Origin of the sequence: Paenibacillus sp. CF384, assembly GCF_900106745.1 — a bacterium.
Taxonomy (GTDB): Bacteria; Bacillota; Bacilli; order Paenibacillales; family Paenibacillaceae; genus Paenibacillus_Z.
In genome coordinates this window covers 43,614-59,726 of record NZ_FNNV01000021.1, presented here as the reverse complement: position 1 = coordinate 59,726, position 16,113 = coordinate 43,614, and the positions used below count along the sequence as shown (strand labels likewise).

Sequence of the window (16,113 nt, the reverse complement as noted above, 5' to 3'; positions counted from 1 at the left end):
CTCATTTTACCACATCTTACCTTATTCGCCGATAGAGAGATTTGCAATCTGTTCTTGCATTTCTGCAGATTCTACGTACGCTTGTATCTGTTCCTTCTCATCAGAGGTGAATTGAAACTCGCAATCGCAGCCTTCATCCAGCGGAACGATCTGAGCAATTACGCCGCTGTGCGTACAGATAACTAATGCCGTTAAATCAATTAGCCCATCAGGGATAGGCGTTCCTTGATCCACAATCATGCGCAGCTCAAGATCAATCCATTGATCGTCACGTCGCTCTATGCGAGGAATGAATGTCATAAATCGCAGCTGTGTAATCTGCTCGGAACCGTATTGAATCATCTTCTTCCTTCCACTCCTTCGTTAAACGAAATAAAAGCGCCCGTAGGCGCTTTGCATTCCGAATTCCTTCGTACATTAAGGAAGCATCGTAGTTCCCATCAAATAACGGTCCACTTCACGCGCAGCCTCGCGTCCTTCGTTGATTGCCCAAACAACCAAGCTTTGTCCACGGCGCATATCGCCTGCAGCGAAAACTTTATCGACGCTCGTTTTGTATTTGCCGTATTCGGCTTTTACATTCGAACGACGGTCTTGCTCAAGTCCAAGCTTCTGAATCAACGTGTTCTCAGGACCTTCGAAGCCGACCGCGATCATAACCAGATCAGCTGGCCATACTTTCTCCGTACCTGGGATTTCCGTGTAGATTCTGCGACCTGTTTCGTCCACAGTACGCTGGATTTGCACAGTGTGCAATTCTTTCAGGTTGCCATTCTCGTCGCCTACGAATTTCTTCGTCAGTACGGAGAATGCACGAGGGTCTTCACCGTATAGTGCGCGAGCTTCCTCTTGTGCATAGTCAAGCGTATACACGTTAGGGAATTGCGGCCATGGGTTCTTCTCTTGATCGCGTACCAGCGGTGCTTTACCGACCGTACCGAATTGCGTGACCGATTTACAACCGTGGCGTAGTGCCGTTGCCACACAGTCAGTACCTGTGTCGCCGCCACCGATTACGATAACATCCTTGTCTTTAGCCGAAATATAATTACCGTCTTCCAAATTGGAATCCAGGTAGCTCTTAATAGTACCGTTCAAATAATCCATTGCCAAATGAACGCCATTCAGGTCACGGCCTTCAATGTCAACTTCACGCGCTTTGGTAGCACCGCCGCAAAGGACAATAGCATCGAATTCATTCATCAACTGCTCCGCCGGTACGTTTGTGCCAACTTCAGCGTTCGTTACGAAGTTAATGCCTTCAGCTTCCATCAGATCCACACGACGTTGAACGACCTTCTTGTCGAGCTTCATCGTTGGAATCCCGTAAGTGAGCAAGCCGCCGATACGATCTGCACGCTCATAAACCGTTACCGTATGGCCGGCTTTGTTAAGCTGTGCTGCGGTAGCCATGCCGGCAGGACCGGAACCTACAACGGCAACCTTCTTGCCAGTACGCATAAGCGGCGGCTGTGGAACGACCCAGCCTTCTTCGAAGCCTTTGTCGATAATGGATTGTTCAATTGTCTTAATGGTAACCGGATCGCCGATCAGGCCGACCGTACAAGAGCCTTCACACGGAGCCGGGCAAACACGGCCGGTGAATTCCGGGAAATTGTTCGTTTTGTGCAAACGATCCAGCGCTTCGCGCCAAAGTCCACGATAGATGAGGTTATTCCATTCCGGAATAAGGTTGTTCACCGGGCAGCCCGATGCGCCTCCCGGAAGCTCGATACCTGTATGGCAATAAGGCGTACCGCAATCCATGCAGCGCGCGCCTTGCGTTCTCAGCTGATCTTCACTGAAATGCTTATGAAATTCATCCCAATCCTTAATCCGTTCAAGCGGATCGCGGTCAGCAGGCAGCTCGCGTTTGTAGTCCATAAATCCAGTAGGTGTAGACATGATCGCTTTTCCTCCATCCATTTTCCCATTACCGAATGTTCGTTATCTCTCTAAAACTATATCGGGAATCGACATTGAATTCAATATCAAACTTTACCATATAAAACCTGATAACTATTTACAATATCTTAGCAACTTGGCTGAACGCAATAAATGGATTTTCCGTACAATCATTTGCACTTTCTCACATAATGTTTGGCTTTTGCCAAACAAATCGCGATTGCTCTAACGAGCGTTCCTGACATATGTAACGATTGTAAAATCATAGGCGTTCTTCTCATCCTTCGAGAAATGCTCCCGATCCTGCACGGTCCACTCATTCATCTGGAAGGTCGGAAAATGTGCATCCCCCGCCACTTCGGCTTCGACTTCAGTCAACCACAGCTTGTCCGCATAGGGCATAAACAGTGCATAGATCTCTGCGCCGCCCATGATTACAAGCTCTTGGCCATCAATACTGCCATACTGAGTCAACACTTCCTCAACGGAATGAGCAACCTCACAGCCATCCGGCTTGTAATCCAGGCTGCGAGTCAAGATGACATTACGGCGATTCTTGAGCGGACCGCTAAGCGATTCGAAGGTCTTACGCCCCATCACAACGGTCTTGCCCGCTGTAGAACGGCGAAAATGGGCCATTTCTGCCGGCAAGCGCCATGGCATGCCGTTGTCTATCCCGATCACGCGGTTGCGCGCCATAGCGGCAATCATTGCAATAGTCATAATCGGCACACTCCCCTATATCGCGACTTCAGCTTTAATCGTTGGATGATGCTGATAATCGGCAATTTCGAAATCATCATAGACATAATCAAATATCGATTCCGGCTTCCGCTTTATGATAAGCTTCGGCAGCGGCAGCGGTTCACGAGTCAATTGAAGCTTTACTTGCTCGATATGATTGCTATAGATATGAACATCCGCGCCTGAATAAATAAAGTCCCCCACTCCTAGATCGCACTGCTGGGCGATCATGTGCGTAAGCAGCGCGTATTGCGCAATATTAAACGGCAAACCTAAGAATGTATCGGAAGAACGCATCGTCAGCATACAAGAGAGTTTTCCGCCCGCCACATAGAATTGGAATACAAAATGGCAGGGAGGAAGCTTCATATTCTCGATTTCCGCTACATTCCATGCACTGACAATATGGCGCCTGGAATCCGGATTATGCTTGATCGATTCGATTACAGCAGCAATTTGATCGATATGACGACCGTCAGGTGTCTCCCACGCCCGCCACTGCGACCCGTAAACAGGACCCAGATCACCGTTCTCATCTGCCCACTCGTTCCATATCCGAACGCCATTCTCTTGAAGGTAACGAACGTTCGTGTCGCCTTTGAGGAACCAGAGCAGTTCGTGAATAATGGATTTCACATGCATCCGTTTCGTCGTGACCAGCGGGAACCCTTGATTCAAGTCGAATCGAAGCTGACGACCGAACACGGATCTCGTTCCTGTTCCTGTGCGATCCTCTTTAACAACCCCGTTATCCAAGACATCCTGAAGCAAATCCAAATAAGCCTTCAACGTCCGTTAACCCCTCTCCATCATTCGACAAAAACCGTTTCCTCTTAGTGTACCATTTAAAGGCTCTTCTGTCTGTCCTGTTTTCTCTGCATGCGAAGCTCGTATCGATCCGGTGCTGACAGATGAAGTGCCTGTTCTTCTTCATTCTGCGGGATGATGCCTGGAACAGGGGTCGGCTTGCCATGCTCATCGAGCGCTACAAAGGTGAAGAATGCGGTGACAGCTGTTTTGCGCTCCCCCGTGTAGACATGCTCGGTTTGTACTTTCACGTAGATTTCCATAGAGCTCTTACGAGTCCATGTGACAAAAGCTTCTACGTCGATCATATCGCCTACTTTGATCGGAGCAACGAAATCCAAACTATCTGTCGATGCGGTTACGACCGGCCCCCGCGCATGGCGCATACTTGTAATCGCCGCGATCTTATCCATGTATTCCATTACTTTGCCGCCGAACATCGTTCCGTGGTAATTCGTATCCGACGGGAAGATGAGCTGCATCATCGTTGATCTCGACTCGTCCGTTGTCTTCTTCATCACTTCGTTCGTCATTGCAGGCAGCCTCCTTGGCTAAATGCCTAAAGAAGAAAGAGGCCCAGCTGCAGAACAACTGCGGCGTGACCTCTTGTATTCCTGTAAGCCTTGGTTATATAGATTTACTTGTTATTTGGCAATGGCGTGAATCGGATGTCCAAGCGCCACTTCAACCGCATCCAGAACGATTTCGCCAAGCGTTGGATGTGCATGGATCGTCAGGGCGATATCTTCAAGCGTCGCGCCCATTTCGATTGCAAGTCCCAGCTCTGCGATCATGTTGGAAGCTTCGATACCGGCGATTTGGGCACCAAGTAAGAGGCCGTTATCCGCATCTGCGATTACTTTGACAAAACCTTCGTTTACGCCAAGGGACAATGCACGTCCGTTGATGTTGAACGGGAATTTGCCGACCTTCACATTGTGGCCTTTATCCTTCGCTTCCTTCTCGCTGTAGCCTACGCTGGACAATTCAGGATCGGAGAATACCACAAGCGGAATGCACTTGTAATCGATCTTGCTTGGCTGACCAGCAATGACTTCCGCAGCAACGCGGCCTTCATACATCGCTTTATGCGCAAGCGCAGGTCCTGCGATGATATCGCCAATTGCGAAGATGTGCGGAATGCTTGTACGGCATTGCTCGTCGACTTCGATCATACCACGATCGGTCATCTTCACATCGATCATATCAAGGCCAAGCTCACCATCTGTATTTGGACGGCGTCCAACCGTTACAAGCAGGTAATCCGCTGTAACTTGTTTGTCTTCGCCACCTACTGTGTACGTAACCGTTACATCGTTGTCCGTTTGTACGGCGCTCTTCGCTTGAGCACCCGTTACGATATCTGTTTTCGTGCCTTTAAGCTTCTTCGCCACGAGCGAAGACATGTCGCTGTCAAAGCCGGGAAGAATCGAATCGGAACCTTCGATTACCGTAACCTTCGTACCGAAACGAGCATACATTTGACCAAGCTCGATACCGATGTAGCCGCCGCCGATAACAACGAGGCTCTTCGGAATTTCTGGCAAGGACAACGCTTCTGTCGAAGAAACGATACGGCCGCCGTAAGGGAATGCCTTCAGCTCGATAGGACGGGAGCCTGTTGCAATGATGCAGTTCTTGAAACGGTAGCGCGGAGCTTCTTGTTCATTGAATACGCGTGCTTCCGTATCGCTGATGAACATTACTTCGCCGCTGAAGAATTGAATTTTGTTAGCTTTCAACAGTTGGCCTACGCCGCCGGTCAATTTCTTAACAACGCCGTTCTTGAACTCTTGAACCTTGCTCCACTCCACTTTCACATCGGATGCAGTAATACCGAAGGAAGAAGCGTGAGAGATGGATTCATATTGGTGGGACGCCGAGATCAGCGCCTTGGACGGGATACAGCCGACGTTCAAGCATACGCCGCCTACATATTGTTTATCTACAACAAGGACACTTTGGCCAAGCTGTGCAGCGCGAATTGCCGCTACATAGCCGCCTGGGCCTGCTCCAATGACGAGCAAATCAATATCGAGTGATGCATCTCCTACTACCATGGTTTTAAACCTCCATTACAAGTAATTGCGGATCAGCCAGCAGCTGTTTAATGTAGTTCATGAAGTTTTGCGCTGTTGCCCCATCAATGAGACGGTGGTCAAAACTTAGGGAAAGTGCCATAACCGACGCTGCAACGATTTCGCCATTCTTCACAACCGGTTTCTCGGAGATACGGCCTGTACCCAGAATAGCAACTTCAGGGAAGTTGATAACCGGTGTAAAGAACATACCGCCTGCGGAACCAATGTTCGTAATGCTGATTGTGCTGCCTCTCAGTTCGGTAGCTGTAAGCTTACCGTCACGACCGCGAGTAGCCAGATCTTTGATCGCATCTGCAACCATCCAAACGTTCTTACGGTCTGCATCCTGGATAACCGGAACGATCAAACCGTTATCTGTATCGGTAGCGATACCGATATTGTAGTATTTCTTGTACACGATCTCTTGTTTCTCTTCATCAAGCGTCGCGTTCATGATTGGGAACTGACGGCAAGCCGCAACAAGAGCTTTCACGATGAATGGCAGGTAAGTCAGCTTAACGCCTTTCTTCTCTGCGATCGGCTTCGCTTTCGTACGAAGCTCAACAAGTGCAGTAACATCCACTTCATCCATCAGTGTAACGTGAGGTGCTGTGTAGACCGATTTCACCATCGCGTTCGCGATTACTTTGCGAATGCCTTTGAATGGTACGCGCTCTTCAGCACGGTCGCCGATAACAACCGCCGCTGGTGCTGCTGCTTTCGAATCAGCCGATGCCGATGCCGGTGCTGCTGCGTCTTCTTGAGCTGCCGGAGCAGCTTGTGCCACGGTGCCGCCGCCTGCAGCAATTGCAGTTACGTCCTCGCGCGTGATGCGGCCATTCTTGCCGGAGCCTGCTACGCCGGACAGATCAACGGCTTGTTCGCGAGCGAATTTACGCACGCTTGGCGTTGCCAGGACAAGACCGCCGGCTGCTTTAACAGGAGCCGCTGGTGCTGCTGGCGCTGGCGGTGCTACTGGCGCCGGAGCCGCTGCAACTGGTGCCGGTGCTGCTGCAGGAGTTGCTGCCGCTGGTGCCGGTGCACTATGGCTGTCGCCGGCTGGTGCTGCTTGCTCAGGCACTTCGCCTTCTGCATCAATGATCGCGACGATATCGCCAACATGGCAAACCTGTCCGTCCTTCACGAGCACTTCAAGCACTTTACCATTTACAGGACAAGGAACTTCTACGATTGCCTTGTCATTCTGTACTTCCATGATGATATCTTCATCCGTTACTGTAGCGCCTGGCGTAATATGCATTTTGACGATTTCGCCTTCATGCAAGCCTTCGCCCAGCTCCGGGAAACGATATTCGAATTTTGCCACGTCCCGTGACCTCCTTCTCAGTCTTCACAACCTGCTCTATGGTGGGGTTATCTATTAAAAGTTCAGCACTTGGTTAACTGCTTTAATGATTCGAGCAGGGCTTGGCAGCCATGCGTCTTCCACTTGTGCGAACGGGTAAACCGTATCCGGGCCGGCTACGCGAAGTACCGGTGCTTCAAGATGAAGGATTGCGTTCTCGTTGATTTGAGCAATGATTTCCGCAGCTGCACCGGAAGTTTTCTGTGCTTCTTGTACAACGATTGCACGGTTTGTTTTCTTGATCGAAGCGACGATCGTTTCGATATCAAGCGGAAGCAGTGTACGAAGATCGATAACCTCTGCTTTAACGCCGCTCTTCTCAAGCTCTTCAGCAGCTTTGACAGCCGTGTGAACCATAAGACCGTAAGCGATGATCGTAACATCGGAACCTTCACGAACAACATTGGCTTTACCGATCTCAACCGTGTACGCCTCTTCAGGCACATCTTGGCGGAAAGCATGGTAAAGGTTCAAATGCTCCATGAAGAATACAGGGTCATTGTCGCGAATTGCCGCAACCAGAAGACCTTTTGCATCATAAGGGTTGGAAGGCACGATTACTTTGATACCAGGCGTTTGAATCGCCAAGCCTTCAAGGGAATCCGTGTGAAGCTCAGCTGCCTTAACGCCGCCGCCAAATGGCGTACGGAATACGATTGGCGAGTTGTAGCGTCCGCCGGAACGGTAACGCATACGTGCTGCTTGGATAAACATTTGATCCATGGCTTCATAGATGAAACCAACGAATTGAATTTCTGCTACAGGGCGGAAGCCTTGAAGCCCCATCCCTACTGCCATACCTGCAATTGCAGATTCAGCAAGCGGTGTATCGAATACGCGATCTTCGCCGAATTCGCCTTGAAGTCCTTCTGTCGCACGGAAAACGCCGCCAACCTTACCAACGTCTTCACCGAAAATGTATACGTTCGGGTCATTCTTAAGCTCCACGCGCATTGCGTCGCGGATCGCTTCTTTCATATTCATTTGAGCCATTGTCGCGAGTTCCTCCTTAGCTAACTTCGATAGTCATCCCATTTATTGGAAATCGGCTTTTTGCGCTTCCAGGTGAGCAGGTGTGTGCTCGAACATGGAATCAATCAGTCCGTTCACAGTCATTTTCTCTGTTGCTTCTGCTTTCTTGATATGCTCGTTTACAGTCGCTTTCGCTTCCTCTTTTACGCGGGCTGTATCTTCATCCGACCAAAGGCCCTTCTTCTCCAGGAATTTCGCGAAACGAGTGATCGGATCTTTCAGGCTCCATTCGCCCTCTTCATCCTTCGTACGGTATTTCGTCGTATCATCCGCCATGGAATGCGGACGGAAACGGTATGTCAGCATCTCGATCAGCGTAGCGCCTTCGCCGTTACGGCCGCGTTCTGCAGCATCGGATACGGCTTTGATAACAGCAAGTACGTCCATACCGTCAACTTGCACGCCGCGAATACCGGCAGCAATTGCTTTGTGTGCAACCGACAATGCTGCCGTTTGCTTCGCGTATGGTGTAGTGATCGCATAACCGTTGTTTTGAACTACATAAATGACAGGGAGCTTGAATGCGCCGGCAAAGTTCATGCCTTCGTAGAAGTCGCCCTCGGAAGAACCGCCATCACCTGTATAAGTGATTGCTACGCGCTTCTCGCCTTTTTTCTTAAATGCCATAGCAACGCCTGTAGCATGTAGAATTTGAGCGCCGATAATGATTTGCGGCATAAGAACATGAACGTCCGCAGGGATTTGACCACCGTGCTGATGACCACGGGAGTATAGGAATGCTTGATACAGCGGCAATCCGTGCCATACGATTTGTGGCATGTCACGATAGCCCGGGCATACAAAATCGTCTTTGTTTAGTGCGTATTCGCTTCCGATCATGGAAGCTTCTTGACCCGAAACAGGTGCATAGAAGCCAAGACGGCCTTGTCTGCCCAAGTTTACGGCACGCTCATCCCATGTGCGTGTGAACACCATACGATACATGATTTCTTTCAATTGCTCATCCGACAAATTCGGCATAAGCGCTTCGTTAACAATTTCCCCTTCAGGAGACAAAACGGAAAGTGGAGTTACAGGCTCCGTCTGAACTTCGTAAGGCAGCTTGCTCATATTGTTCACCTCAGTTGAATATTTGAAAAAACGAGTATCCCTGTTATAGAATGATTATAAACCTGTTTAACCATAATGGTCAAAGCATAAAGCACAATAAACCGTTGTATTTTGCAACATTTGATCTATTAGCCTGTCAAATTGTATATGTAACAGAACTATTGAACTAGTAGTACAGTATAGTACAACAGGGCATATTTCTAGCAAAAGCTTCATTTGTTTCCTCCCTTTTGTTTACCCACAACACGTCCAAACCATGCAAGGACAAAGGAGTTTTTATTCATGACCGATCCTCGTTATTTGAAAAGAACGATTGTAAAGGATGTCATTACCAGTCAGTTGCTGCCGGAAGGCTCGCGTGATCTAAGGGTATATTTACCACCCGGCTACAATGAATTGCTCAGCTACCCGGTCGTTTATTGCCAAGACGGTGAGCAATTTTTCAATTTTGGCCGTATTGCGACGATTGCCAACCAGCTCATTCTGGACGAAGGCATCGAGCCTTTCATCATTGTCGGAGTCGATGTGGACATTAAGCTGCGCACGGCCGAATATGCGCCTAATGGCGATCGGCACCACAACTACGTCAGTTTCATCGGCGAAGAACTGATTCCATACATCGAGTCCAAGTATGCAGCTAGACGAGACGCAGGCGCTCGGATTCTTGCCGGCGATTCCTTAGGCGGATCCGTCAGCCTTCACATTGCGCTCACCTACCCCGAATTGTTCCATCAAGTTATTTCCTTGTCAGGAGCGTTTTATCCCGCTTCACGAGAGATTGCTCGGAAGGCTTCCGATCTTAGCAAGCTCGAACTATTCATGATCGTAGGTTTACAAGAAACGGCGTTTAAATCCGACAGCGGCGTATTCGATTTTGTCGCGATTAACCGTGAGATGAAAGCCATTCTTGAAGCACAAGGCGCCACAACCCATTACAGCGAGCATGATGGCGATCATGTGTGGGGCTTCTGGCAGCAGCACATTCCGGATGCGCTGCGAACGTTTCTCCACGCTGAAGCCTGACACCAGCGTCTTATGTAAAAAAGACCGCATCCCATCTTCTCAATGGAATGCGGTCTTTCTTTATTTTATAGTTGATGTTCGTGGCGAATGCGCTCCAGAAGATTCTCGCAGCCTTTCGATACCAGTCCGTAGACTTCATCGAAGTTGCCTGTGTAATACGGGTCAGGCACATCATTGCTCGATTCACCCGGCAGCAAATCCATGAATTTGAATACTTTGGCATGCAGATCGGAACGGCTCCCGAAGAGCGCCTGAACATCTCGCTCATTGGCACTGTCCATGCAAATGATATAGTCGAAGGTCTGATAGTCGTCGATAAGCACTTGTCTAGCTCGCATTCCCTCGTACGAAATTCCGTAACGCTCCAGCAGCTCGCGCGTACCTTCATGCGGCGGCTTGCCGAGATGCCAATCTCCCGTTCCGGCGGAATCGACTTTGATCCGGTCCTCCAACTCGCGCGCCTTCAGTTGATGCCTCAGCACCGCTTCGGCCATCGGCGACCGGCAAATATTTCCCAGACAAACAAATAATACGCTAATCATGATCCTTCTCCTTTTTCTTGCTCAATCTTGGCAGCTTCAGCGCGCTCTTTATCCGAATGGACCGACTGCGCGAGCGCGTATTTCAAGGATCGCCTCGGCAGCCGCCAATGGTAGTGAACGGATAGCATTCTGAAAATAATGACGATGACGAATAATATCAATAATTCCACCGGGGATTCGAACAATCCCAAGCCAATCGCAGCGCCTGCGGCAAGCGCCCAGACCGCATAAATCTCATCGCGCAGCACCAGCGGCTTTCGACCTGCCAGCACGTCGCGAATCATGCCACCGCCAATTCCGGTCAGCATGGCTGCAACCATAACCGCGCTTAGAGGGTACTTGCCCGTTGCATACAGTGCCCCTTGAATCGCAAAGGCGGATAACCCGATCGCATCGAAGAAAGCTTCGCTTTTCTTCCATCTGTTAATCCACTTGACCGGCATGACGAACGCGATCGTCATTGCGATTACTGCCGTCTTCAGCAGCATGCCCTGCGTCCATATCGTCGTAATCGGCACATTGATCAATAGGTTGCGGATTACGCCGCCGCCAAATGCAGTAACCAATCCGAGCACATACACGCCCAAAATATCATACTCTTCTTCCATGGCTACAATTGCACCGCTGACCGCAAATGCAATCGTTCCGATAATGCTGAATACGGTGAAAATGTCCATGTCCATCTGTAAATTCATTGCTTGATGCCTCCGCGTGTCTCCGCTCGATATGATCCTTACTCATTTTAGCCGCGGCTGGCCCAATCTTCAAGCGTTACATTTTCCACGTCGTCCGTATTTCGGCTGGTCAATCATTCTCATGCGAAGTATACTGGCGTAAAACGCTGCTGGTTCCCGAATGAACCAGCATAATGGCAAAGGCAGGTCTACCTATGATTCCTAAACGAATAGTTATTTTTACAGGCGGACGCCTTGGCCGGTGGGCGCTCGATCTCCTCACCTCTGACGATGTATTGATCGGAGCGGATGCCGGCGCATTATTCCTAGTCGAGCATGGCTTGCGGCCGGATATTGCACTTGGCGATTTCGATTCCGTTACAGAGGCTCAACTGGAATATATCCGCGCGAACAGCGGCGAAACACATGATTACGATCCGATCGATAAGGATTACACCGATACGGAGCTCGCTTGGCGCCTTGCGTTGTCTAAGCGGCCGCAGCAAATCGTCATGCTAGGCGCTCTCGGAACAAGGTTCGACCACTCGCTGGCGAATGTTCACCTGCTCCGAATGGCACAGCAGCAAGGTATTGCAGCCTCGATTGTAGACGAACACAACTGTATACAGCTTACCGCAGATCAGACCAAACTGTTAAACAGCAGCTACACTTACGTATCTTTATTGCCGCTATCCGAACGTGTGACAGGCATTACGTTGACTGGTTTTCAGTACCCTCTCCATGAGGCTGAACTCGAAATCGGACAATCTCTCGGCATCAGCAACAAACTGCTAGGCGAGGAAGGTCAAATTTCCATCAAGCAAGGATTGCTGCTCGTTATACAAAGCCGGGACTAAAGGTGACTATTATAGAATAAGCAGTCTCCTTATCATGATCTTTCGCCACAATCAAGCTTTTGGCTCATCAGGCGGTATGATGATGGATAGTCCCGGGACATATTTGCGCCCCATCAGCTTGCGCGTTTTACGGTTCTCCTTCGATTCGAACACGATATCCATATCGTAGCCCTCTTCCAGTTCCGGGTACAACTGCGTACTCGGAATATAGAGAGACAGCCGCTTGCGGTTGAAGGTCATCTTACTCTTCTGAACCTGCACAACCACATCGCCACGCTCATTCGCAGGTTGGAATACGATTCCCGTCCGTTTGAGCGGATAGATCCAGACACAATCCCCGACAACGAAAGGTTTCTTCGCGCCTGCTTCATTCGCAGCTTCCTCATTTCTCTTCACTTGAGCCTTCGCATCTTCTTTGCCAGTTGCACGCTTCAGCTCGTCATCCCATCTTAACGCAGACTTGGCATCAAACTCCGCAGCATTCAACGTCTGTTGATTGTGCGTGGAATTTGTAGATTTGGCAGCAACGACGCGCTCCTCTGCACGTATAATCACATGCTCAGGCAATCCAAATCGCCTCGCGATTGCAAAAGCATAACTGTCCCCGGCTTCTCCGATTTCAAGCTTGTAGACCGGCTGCAGCGTATCGGCATCGAAAGCCATGCGTGCATTCGTGCATCCCTTCATGACGGAGGCAAATCGTTTAATCTCGTTAAAATGTGTCGTGGCGGCGACAAGTGAGCCACGCTTCAGAAGCTCCTCCAGAACCGCTATGGACAACGCAATTCCTTCACCTGGATCTGTGCCGGCTGCCAGCTCATCAAGCAGAATCAGCGAGCGACCATTCGCTCTTCGAAGCATGTCGCTGAGACATTCCATGTGCGCGGAGAATGTACTTAACGATTGCTCGATGCTTTGGCCATCACCGACATCCGCCATTATGGACTGGAATAACCCCAGCTCTGTTCCGACTTCAGCAGGGATAAGCAGCCCGGACTGTACCATTAGGGCGAATAAACCGATGGTCTTAAGTGCGACGGTTTTGCCGCCGGTATTAGGCCCGGTAATGATAAGCTGACGCCATTCGCCGCCGATTTCAATCGTAAGCGGTACAGCTTTGCCGCCTAACAGCGGATGTTTGGCGCCAATCAGTTTCACATAAGGTTTATCGACAATGACCGCTTTAATGCCGTTATAGGTGCGAGATAGCTTCGCTCTGGCAAATATAAAATCAAACGATGCCATCGCCTCCATATTCCATCTTAGCGAGTCACTCTGCTCCTCCGCCAGATCAGAGAGCTGCGAGAGGATCAGCGTTCGCTCGCGTTCCTCCTCACTCTTCCACATTTGCCATTCCGCCTGCAGATCGGCCACGTCCACCGGTTCAACGAACAACGTCTGACCGCTTGCCGACTCATCCCAGACCGTACCCGGCACCTGCCTGCGCAGATCCCTCTTCACAGGGATCACATAATGACCATTTCGTTTGCTCACTAATTGATCCTGCAGAGCATTCTTGTATTTCCCCAGCAGCTGATTTAGCTTGCGTTCGATTCGCTCTTCCGCGGCTGCGAGATGCCTGCGAATGTCAGCCAACGCTGGAGACGCTTGATCGGTCAGCGACCCGTGCCGGATGCAGCGCAGCAATTCCTTCACAAGCTCAGGACAATCGTACATCGAATCGGCATAGCTGCTGATAGTCGGCGCAGTGAATCGTTTACTGTCCATATATCGTTTCATTTGTCCGATTGAGGTGAGCCAAACGGCCAAATTGCCAAGCTCCTGCTCACTGTAAATTTTTCCTTTGCCCAGGAGCGCCATGAATACTTCCATGCCCTCCATTGCCGATATAGGAACGCTTGCACCGGTTGCCAGCAGCGCCGCCGCTTCCTCTGTTTCGCCAAGCCACGCTTTCACTCGTCCTGGCTCTGCGCTTGGTTCATGCCGCTCGGCAAGGGCTCTTCCGGCTTCAGAAACGGTATATGTCAGCAGCATGGCTTTGATTTTATCGAATTCTAATTTCGTCATTGATGCGTTATTCATTGGGTTACCCATCCTTTTCGATGTTTATATTTAAATACAACAAAAACAGGGACAGAACGCATACGCATCCCATCCCTGTTCATGGACTTCTCGGTAAACTCCCTCTTCGATTCGACGAGGAAACCCGCTTCCGGCTAGCAGAAGGAGGTTTTCCCGTAGAACAAAAAAAGGCGTGCTCGAGTGAGCACGCGAATTTACCGTCCAGTAGGAGGCGGAAATTGTCATGTTCTTAACTCATTGGTTCACGTCTTCGTGCGATATAACGATATAAACCTACTCCAACAGGAGAAAGTCCACTTGTATATCGTACAAAAGCCGTGAATCCGGCAGCGCTTCCGGCGCCGGATCATATCCAATTTAGAAGTTAAGAACCATAACCCGCATCAAAATTTCCCCTTACTGCTTAAAGTTAACTTTATAATAGCGCCAACACTCCAGCCAAGTCAAGCGGCAATCGCCTAGACAATGACGGTAAGCCCAGCATGTGCAAATGCGGCACCTACAGGCAGTCCATAGTCTCGCCGTAGATCAATATCATGCGACATATGCGTAAACATTGTTCTAGCCGGCTTTAGCTCTTCGAGCAGCACCAGCGCTTCTGTAACATCATAGACGGAACGCGTCTCGAATGGGAATGGCTCCTGATAGAAGCTCGTCCCCAGAATAAGGAGATCTAACTCTGCGAGCGGCACTAGCTCATCGCCCTCGAGCGCGATGGAATCTGAGCAATAAGCGAATGACTTACCACGCTCGGCATGCGTGAATCGGAACGCGTAAGCATAGCCATTCTTGCCATGGTTCACTTTCCATGTCCGCACTTCCCAGCCGCCGAATTGAAGCGGTCCCATGATGGGATGAAATTCAATATGAGACCTCAGCCACGGAAAGCGGGTCAGTATCTCGTCAATAACATCAGGCATCGCATAAGCTTGGCCTTTGCATCCGAGCCATCTGCATAGATCCGCCCATTCCGGGAGCCCTGCGATATGATCGAAATGAGCATGCGTAATCAGAACCGTATCGATCCGTTTGAGACCTGCCGCTTCCATCTGACTGCGCCAATCCGGGCCGCAATCAATCAGCATCGTTCCAAATTCTTCATCGGCGAGATGAACGAGTGAACGCAATCTGCGGTTCACAGCGCCGGATCTCGCTTCTTCACAAACCTCACATGAACAATAGACGCGAGGAACGCCCATTGCATCACCCGTTCCCCAGAAGGTGATTGTCGTCGCCAAAACTGCTTCCCCCATTCCTGCCTGCGTTGTTGAAACACTGCCTCTCTACAGTGGTTTCAGTGCAAGCTTGGATTGCCCCTTCAAGCCTTCGACCATGGCATACCATTCATCCGGTTTATTAGGCAGAGCCGAATAGTATTCCGTCAAGAACGCCACCACGAGTGATGCATCCAGTTCAGTCCGGTTCTCGTCTTGAGGCAAGAAACATAGATCAAGCCCGCCGACAGCCGCACCATCCTCTTCCCAAGATGGATGTACGTAAGGGAAGTCAATCCGCATATAGCCGATATGCGACAGCACTTCACGACGAACGAACGGGTTCATCGGATAGACGCCGCCGAATTCATATTCGGCTACCGTTGGGTTGTAAATTTCCGCAAACATGCCGATAGGTTCAGTTCCGCTTTGCTGTGCCAACTTCTCTAAATCACGCGAGCGGTTGCGCATCAGAAACCGACCTACGCCAAGCCCCGGACGACCGACAATCGTAAAATCCGTCATCGCGACTTGCATGCCGGGATAGTACCGATATTCCGTAGTGCCGACAACCTCGCCATCGTGTACCGCTACATAGACATGAATGCTGGGATCTTCAAGAGGGCCTGCCCATTTCTCATAAGCAAGCACTTCTTCTTTCGGAAAAATCGTTTTCATCAAATCATGCATGCTCTTGAATAATGGATTGTCGATCGATTGAATGCGTATGTAGTCCATGACTTATAACTTCCTC

General features: G+C 50.0%; 16 protein-coding genes. 2 read left to right on the top strand and 14 right to left on the bottom strand.

What is annotated here, in order from left to right; translation table 11 throughout:
• Positions 1-21: 21 nt before the first annotated feature.
• The 9 genes from BLW29_RS26705 to pdhA form a co-directional block, all read right to left on the bottom strand.
• Complete coding sequence (locus BLW29_RS26705; RefSeq protein ID WP_090985416.1) at positions 22-342, bottom strand: hypothetical protein; 321 nt, start codon at positions 340-342, stop codon at positions 22-24.
• Between the two features lie 75 nt (positions 343-417).
• Positions 418-1,905 (bottom strand): glutamate synthase subunit beta, encoded by a 1,488-nt coding sequence (locus BLW29_RS26700; RefSeq protein ID WP_090985414.1) that lies wholly within the window; start codon positions 1,903-1,905, stop codon positions 418-420.
• 225 nt (positions 1,906-2,130) lie between these two features.
• On the bottom strand, positions 2,131-2,628 hold the full coding sequence (locus BLW29_RS26695) for a dihydrofolate reductase (RefSeq protein WP_090985412.1): 498 nt from the start codon (positions 2,626-2,628) through the stop codon (positions 2,131-2,133).
• 15 nt (positions 2,629-2,643) lie between these two features.
• On the bottom strand, positions 2,644-3,438 hold the full coding sequence (gene thyA, locus BLW29_RS26690; protein WP_090985410.1) for a thymidylate synthase: 795 nt from the start codon (positions 3,436-3,438) through the stop codon (positions 2,644-2,646).
• A 56-nt stretch (positions 3,439-3,494) separates the two neighbouring features.
• Positions 3,495-3,989 carry an acyl-CoA thioesterase gene (locus tag BLW29_RS26685; protein ID WP_090985408.1) on the bottom strand — a complete coding sequence of 165 codons (495 nt, stop codon included), beginning with the start codon at positions 3,987-3,989 and terminating at the stop codon, positions 3,495-3,497.
• Between the two features lie 111 nt (positions 3,990-4,100).
• Positions 4,101-5,516, bottom strand: a complete 1,416-nt coding sequence (lpdA, locus tag BLW29_RS26680; protein WP_090985406.1) for a dihydrolipoyl dehydrogenase — start codon at positions 5,514-5,516, stop codon at positions 4,101-4,103.
• Positions 5,517-5,520: 4 nt separating this feature from the next.
• The gene (locus BLW29_RS26675; protein WP_090985405.1) at positions 5,521-6,864 is read right to left on the bottom strand and encodes a dihydrolipoamide acetyltransferase family protein; all 1,344 of its coding nucleotides are present in this window, start codon (positions 6,862-6,864) and stop codon (positions 5,521-5,523) included.
• 54 nt (positions 6,865-6,918) lie between these two features.
• On the bottom strand, positions 6,919-7,896 hold the full coding sequence (locus BLW29_RS26670) for an alpha-ketoacid dehydrogenase subunit beta (RefSeq protein ID WP_090985403.1): 978 nt from the start codon (positions 7,894-7,896) through the stop codon (positions 6,919-6,921).
• Between the two features lie 42 nt (positions 7,897-7,938).
• Complete coding sequence (pdhA, locus tag BLW29_RS26665) at positions 7,939-9,006, bottom strand: pyruvate dehydrogenase (acetyl-transferring) E1 component subunit alpha (protein ID WP_090985401.1); 1,068 nt, start codon at positions 9,004-9,006, stop codon at positions 7,939-7,941.
• Between the two features lie 282 nt (positions 9,007-9,288).
• Here pdhA and BLW29_RS26660 point away from each other — a divergent pair, with 282 nt between their 5' ends.
• The gene (locus BLW29_RS26660; RefSeq protein ID WP_090985399.1) at positions 9,289-10,029 is read left to right on the top strand and encodes an alpha/beta hydrolase; all 741 of its coding nucleotides are present in this window, start codon (positions 9,289-9,291) and stop codon (positions 10,027-10,029) included.
• A gap of 65 nt (positions 10,030-10,094) precedes the next feature.
• Here BLW29_RS26660 and BLW29_RS26655 read toward each other — a convergent pair whose 3' ends face one another.
• Positions 10,095-10,571, bottom strand: a complete 477-nt coding sequence (locus BLW29_RS26655; protein WP_090985397.1) for a low molecular weight protein-tyrosine-phosphatase — start codon at positions 10,569-10,571, stop codon at positions 10,095-10,097.
• Positions 10,568-11,248, bottom strand: coding sequence for a trimeric intracellular cation channel family protein (locus BLW29_RS26650; RefSeq protein ID WP_090985505.1), 681 nt, complete (start codon positions 11,246-11,248; stop codon positions 10,568-10,570). The genes BLW29_RS26655 and BLW29_RS26650 overlap by 4 nt, the downstream gene beginning before the upstream one ends.
• A gap of 212 nt (positions 11,249-11,460) precedes the next feature.
• Between BLW29_RS26650 and BLW29_RS26645 the strand changes: the two genes are divergently transcribed.
• Positions 11,461-12,102, top strand: coding sequence for a thiamine diphosphokinase (locus BLW29_RS26645; protein WP_090985394.1), 642 nt, complete (start codon positions 11,461-11,463; stop codon positions 12,100-12,102).
• A 51-nt stretch (positions 12,103-12,153) separates the two neighbouring features.
• Here the strand turns inward: BLW29_RS26645 and BLW29_RS26640 are convergent, their stop codons facing one another.
• The 3 genes from BLW29_RS26640 to BLW29_RS26630 form a co-directional block, all read right to left on the bottom strand.
• Positions 12,154-14,145, bottom strand: coding sequence for an endonuclease MutS2 (locus BLW29_RS26640; RefSeq protein ID WP_090985392.1), 1,992 nt, complete (start codon positions 14,143-14,145; stop codon positions 12,154-12,156).
• 458 nt (positions 14,146-14,603) lie between these two features.
• The gene (locus tag BLW29_RS26635; RefSeq protein WP_090985503.1) at positions 14,604-15,344 is read right to left on the bottom strand and encodes an MBL fold metallo-hydrolase; all 741 of its coding nucleotides are present in this window, start codon (positions 15,342-15,344) and stop codon (positions 14,604-14,606) included.
• A gap of 84 nt (positions 15,345-15,428) precedes the next feature.
• Entirely contained in the window at positions 15,429-16,097 is a 669-nt protein-coding gene (locus BLW29_RS26630; RefSeq protein ID WP_090985390.1) for a GNAT family N-acetyltransferase, read from the bottom strand.
• Positions 16,098-16,113: the final 16 nt, after the last annotated feature.

Bases quoted from the DNA above. Each gene is read 5' to 3' on its own strand.
- BLW29_RS26705 (WP_090985416.1), bottom strand. From the start codon at position 342: ATGATTCAATACGGTTCCGAGCAGATTACACAGCTGCGATTTATGACA.
- BLW29_RS26700 (WP_090985414.1), bottom strand. From the start codon at position 1,905: ATGTCTACACCTACTGGATTTATGGACTACAAACGCGAGCTGCCTGCT.
- BLW29_RS26695 (WP_090985412.1), bottom strand. From the start codon at position 2,628: ATGACTATTGCAATGATTGCCGCTATGGCGCGCAACCGCGTGATCGGG.
- BLW29_RS26685 (WP_090985408.1), bottom strand. From the start codon at position 3,989: ATGACGAACGAAGTGATGAAGAAGACAACGGACGAGTCGAGATCAACG.
- lpdA (WP_090985406.1), bottom strand. From the start codon at position 5,516: ATGGTAGTAGGAGATGCATCACTCGATATTGATTTGCTCGTCATTGGA.
- BLW29_RS26670 (WP_090985403.1), bottom strand. From the start codon at position 7,896: ATGGCTCAAATGAATATGAAAGAAGCGATCCGCGACGCAATGCGCGTG.
- pdhA (WP_090985401.1), bottom strand. From the start codon at position 9,006: ATGAGCAAGCTGCCTTACGAAGTTCAGACGGAGCCTGTAACTCCACTT.
- BLW29_RS26660 (WP_090985399.1), top strand. From the start codon at position 9,289: ATGACCGATCCTCGTTATTTGAAAAGAACGATTGTAAAGGATGTCATT.
- BLW29_RS26655 (WP_090985397.1), bottom strand. From the start codon at position 10,571: ATGATTAGCGTATTATTTGTTTGTCTGGGAAATATTTGCCGGTCGCCG.
- BLW29_RS26650 (WP_090985505.1), bottom strand. From the start codon at position 11,248: ATGGACATTTTCACCGTATTCAGCATTATCGGAACGATTGCATTTGCG.
- BLW29_RS26645 (WP_090985394.1), top strand. From the start codon at position 11,461: ATGATTCCTAAACGAATAGTTATTTTTACAGGCGGACGCCTTGGCCGG.
- BLW29_RS26640 (WP_090985392.1), bottom strand. From the start codon at position 14,145: ATGAATAACGCATCAATGACGAAATTAGAATTCGATAAAATCAAAGCC.
- BLW29_RS26635 (WP_090985503.1), bottom strand. From the start codon at position 15,344: ATGGGCGTTCCTCGCGTCTATTGTTCATGTGAGGTTTGTGAAGAAGCG.
- BLW29_RS26630 (WP_090985390.1), bottom strand. From the start codon at position 16,097: ATGGACTACATACGCATTCAATCGATCGACAATCCATTATTCAAGAGC.